This is a genomic window from Arthrobacter sp. 2YAF22_2 (assembly GCF_052114645.1).
Classification (GTDB): Bacteria; Actinomycetota; Actinomycetes; order Actinomycetales; family Micrococcaceae; genus Arthrobacter.
Genome location: NZ_JBFRFD010000431.1, coordinates 1 through 3,251, shown reverse-complemented (window position 1 = coordinate 3,251; position 3,251 = coordinate 1). Strand labels below are relative to the sequence as shown.

Below are 3,251 nucleotides of genomic sequence, written 5' to 3'. Positions count from 1 at the left end.
CGCCCTGGCGGCGCGGTAGAATACTCTCGTACATCCGACGTCGCCGCTGAAACGGCATGGTTGCACCGGGTGGCGGCCGACGCCCAAATCCGACTTAGAGAACCCCGGGGGTCAATTCCGTGCGCGGAGCGAGCGTTTCCTACATATTTCCGATCTACAACGAGACCGGGAATATCCCGCTGCTCTATCAGCGAGTCTGCGAGGCTACCGCAGACTTGCCGTACGACATCGAACTCCTGTTTGTAAATGATGGCAGCGCTGACGCATCGCTGGCGCTCCTGCTGGATCTCCAGGAACATGACGACCGTGTAACAGTAATCGATTTCGCCCGCAACTACGGACACCAGTTGGCGGTCACCGCTGGCCTCGACGCCGCTACGGGGGACGCCGTGATCGTGATGGACAGCGACTTGCAGGATCCTCCCGCCGTCAGCCGCGAATTGCTCGAGCGGTGGGAAGACGGCTACGACGTCGTCTACGCCCAGCGCCGCACGCGGCAAGACACCGCTTTCAAGAAAGCGACGGCAGCGATCTTCTACAAGGTCCTGCAAAAGGTCTCAGAGATCGACATCCCACCGAACACCGGCGACTTCAGGTTGCTCGATCGACGCGTCGTAGAAGAAATCAAGAAGTTCCGCGAACACGACCGATTCATCCGGGGCATGGTCAGCTACATTGGCTTCAAACAGACCGCGGTCCAATTCGATCGCGACGAACGCTTCGCAGGAGTCACTGGCTACCCGCTGCGCAAGATGCTTAAGCTCGCTGCCGACGGCATTCTCGGTTTCTCGACCTTTCCGCTGACGGTCATCTCCCGCATGGGCTTCGCAGCCGCCGGGCTGAGCCTCTTGGGCGTAATCTACGCCCTTTACATGAAGCTCTTTGTCCCCGAAGCCGTCATCGAAGGCTGGACCTTTATTGTCATTGCGGTGTTGTTCATGGGCGGCCTGCAACTCATCATGCTCGGGATCCTTGGCGGCTACGTCGGCCGCATCTACAAGCAGGTCCAAAATAGGCCGCTCTACGGTGTCAGGAATGTCTATGCCAGCCACAAGGTATCCCGCGGAACCAAAAATTGAACACGACCGCTACGACCACGGCCGTGCCGCTTGCGAGACGGCTCGCGCAGCACAAATTGGCGAAGTTCATCGTTGTTGGCGTCGCGAACAACTTGGTCGGCTATGGGGCTTTTGTCGTCCTGTCACTGCTCGGGGTTGCCGCGATACCGGCAATGACTGTGTCCTACGTGACCGGGATGGTCATCAGTTTTATAGGAAACAGGAAATGGACTTTCGGCCACCAGGGCAGCATTTTCCCGACGCTGGTAAAGTTCGCCGTCGCGAATCTGCTGGGCTATGGGGTTAATTTTGCGTTGCTCTGGCTCTTCGTCAGCCGACTCGGACTCCCGCAGATACCAGTGCAGTTCTTCGCGACCGGTTGTGTCGCCCTATGCACTTTCCTGATGATGCGTTTGTGGGTATTCCGCGCCGACGGGGGTGACTCCGTTGAGTAGCCCTGGTCGTCGTTACTCGTCGTCCCTTGGGCTCCGCGGCCTGCTCCGGCCGGCGATCGCTGCTGCTCTAGGTGCTGCAGCCTGGCTCATCGCGCCAGAGGTGATACCTAATGGGGCGTTTCGTCTGCTCGCAGTCGCCGCTGTCGTGGTCTTGGTCGCCGATTTCCGCTATCTTCGCTGGTTTTGGTCACGGGTCTTTATACGGCCGGCCCCCCGCGGACTGCCGCAACCGTGGCTGCTGCGAACGGTTCAGCTGATGTTTTGCGGCCTCATAGCCTGGTTCCTCTTGGGCAGCATGATAAGCCCAGTCATCCTCATGTGGGGCTTCCCGCTGGGCCCAGTGTCTCTGGCATCGTTTGTCATCCTGTTTGTCCTGCCGTCGTTGTACAAGTTGTGCACTCGTGCCGGGGTGTGGTTCGACGGGCTGAACAAGTGGTACCAAACCGCTGGCGTCGTTCTGGTTCTTGGCTGTTTCTTCACCGTCGAGTTCCTTATCGGCTCAGCTGTTCGGGTCATTCCCGACTGGGACGCTGGCACGATCTTCGGTAATGCGGCAGGTCTGGCAACCGGTTCAACGCAGACGATCGACCCGGACTACTACTCGATGTACCCGAACAACATCATGCTTACCCTTGTGCTGGCGGGGTACCTCTCGGTTCTCCACCAGTTTGGGGTCACGGATCTTTACCTCGCCGCGATCGCTCTGAATGCGGTTGTCATGACCGCGGCGGTACTACTCGTAGTCGTCGTCGCGCGGAAGATCGCAGGCATCGGAATGGCAATATTTGCTCTGCTCCCCTGCGCTGTTTATATCGCCCTGAGCCCGTGGATCGCCGTCCCCTACTCGGACACCCTAGGCATGATCTTTCCCATTCTCCTTCTTTACCTGTTCCAGCTCGGCCAAGAGACAAGTAAGCGACTTCTGAGGTACGGTCTCTGGTTCGCGATGGGTCTGGTGGCCGCCATTGGCTTCTACGTCAAGCCAACGATTGTTCTGGTACTCATCGCGGCCGCCGTAGCTGTGGTGTTCGCGCGCCGCGCACCATTGCGGAACTGGCGACTCCTGGGAGGATCCGCGATATGCCTGATCTTAACTTTCGGAGCTTTCGCGGCCGGAAGTGCCGCTATCAAGGCCTCAGTCGCCGCCAGTCACGCGGTGAGTTTCGATCTGAACAACAATGACAGGGAGTTTCCGGTCACCCACTTCCTGAAAATGGGCTCGGCCGGACTCGGCGGTTTCAACGGCCCTGACGTGACTGAGACCAAGTCGATCGCTTCTGCCCAAGACCGATTCCAAAATGGCATCGACGTCTACGTGGACCGCGTATCCACGATGGGGCCGTGGGGCTACCTGGACTTCTTGAACGTCAAAGGAAAGGCGATCCTGGGCGACGGCACCTTCTTCAACTGGGGTGAGGGCATGGCACGGAAGCCTGTCGAACTCGTGGCAGACGATTCCGTCAGCCGAGCCTTGCAGGACTACTTCTATTACGATGGTCCCCACTTCGCCTTCACTCGGGCGTTCTGGCAGTCGTTCTGGTTCGTCACGCTGCTGCTTGTCGCTGCCCCGTTGCTCTTGCGCGGCCGTTCYATGCTACAGCCAGCGGCAATCGTCATGCGCCTCTCGCTTCTTGCCCTGGTGATGTTCCTGCTCCTTTTCGAAGGACGCTCCAGGTACCTGTACATGTACCTACCGTTCTTCCTACTCCTCGCGTCCCTGACGGTTGCAACGCTGGCC

The 3,251-nt window shown here is 59.0% G+C and carries 3 protein-coding genes; all 3 read left to right on the top strand.

Going from position 1 to position 3,251, the window contains the following annotated elements; all coding sequences use genetic code 11:
* The first annotated feature begins 119 nt into the window (after positions 1-119).
* Positions 120-1,079, top strand: a complete 960-nt coding sequence (locus AB4Y86_RS15360) for a glycosyltransferase family 2 protein (protein ID WP_441403059.1) — start codon at positions 120-122, stop codon at positions 1,077-1,079.
* On the top strand, positions 1,076-1,513 hold the full coding sequence (locus AB4Y86_RS15355; protein ID WP_441403058.1) for a GtrA family protein: 438 nt from the start codon (positions 1,076-1,078) through the stop codon (positions 1,511-1,513). Before AB4Y86_RS15360 ends, AB4Y86_RS15355 begins: the two co-directional genes overlap by 4 nt.
* Positions 1,514-1,799: 286 nt before the next feature.
* Positions 1,800-3,251 (top strand): hypothetical protein (locus AB4Y86_RS15350; protein ID WP_441403057.1); only part of this gene is annotated, 1,452 nt, incomplete at its 3' end.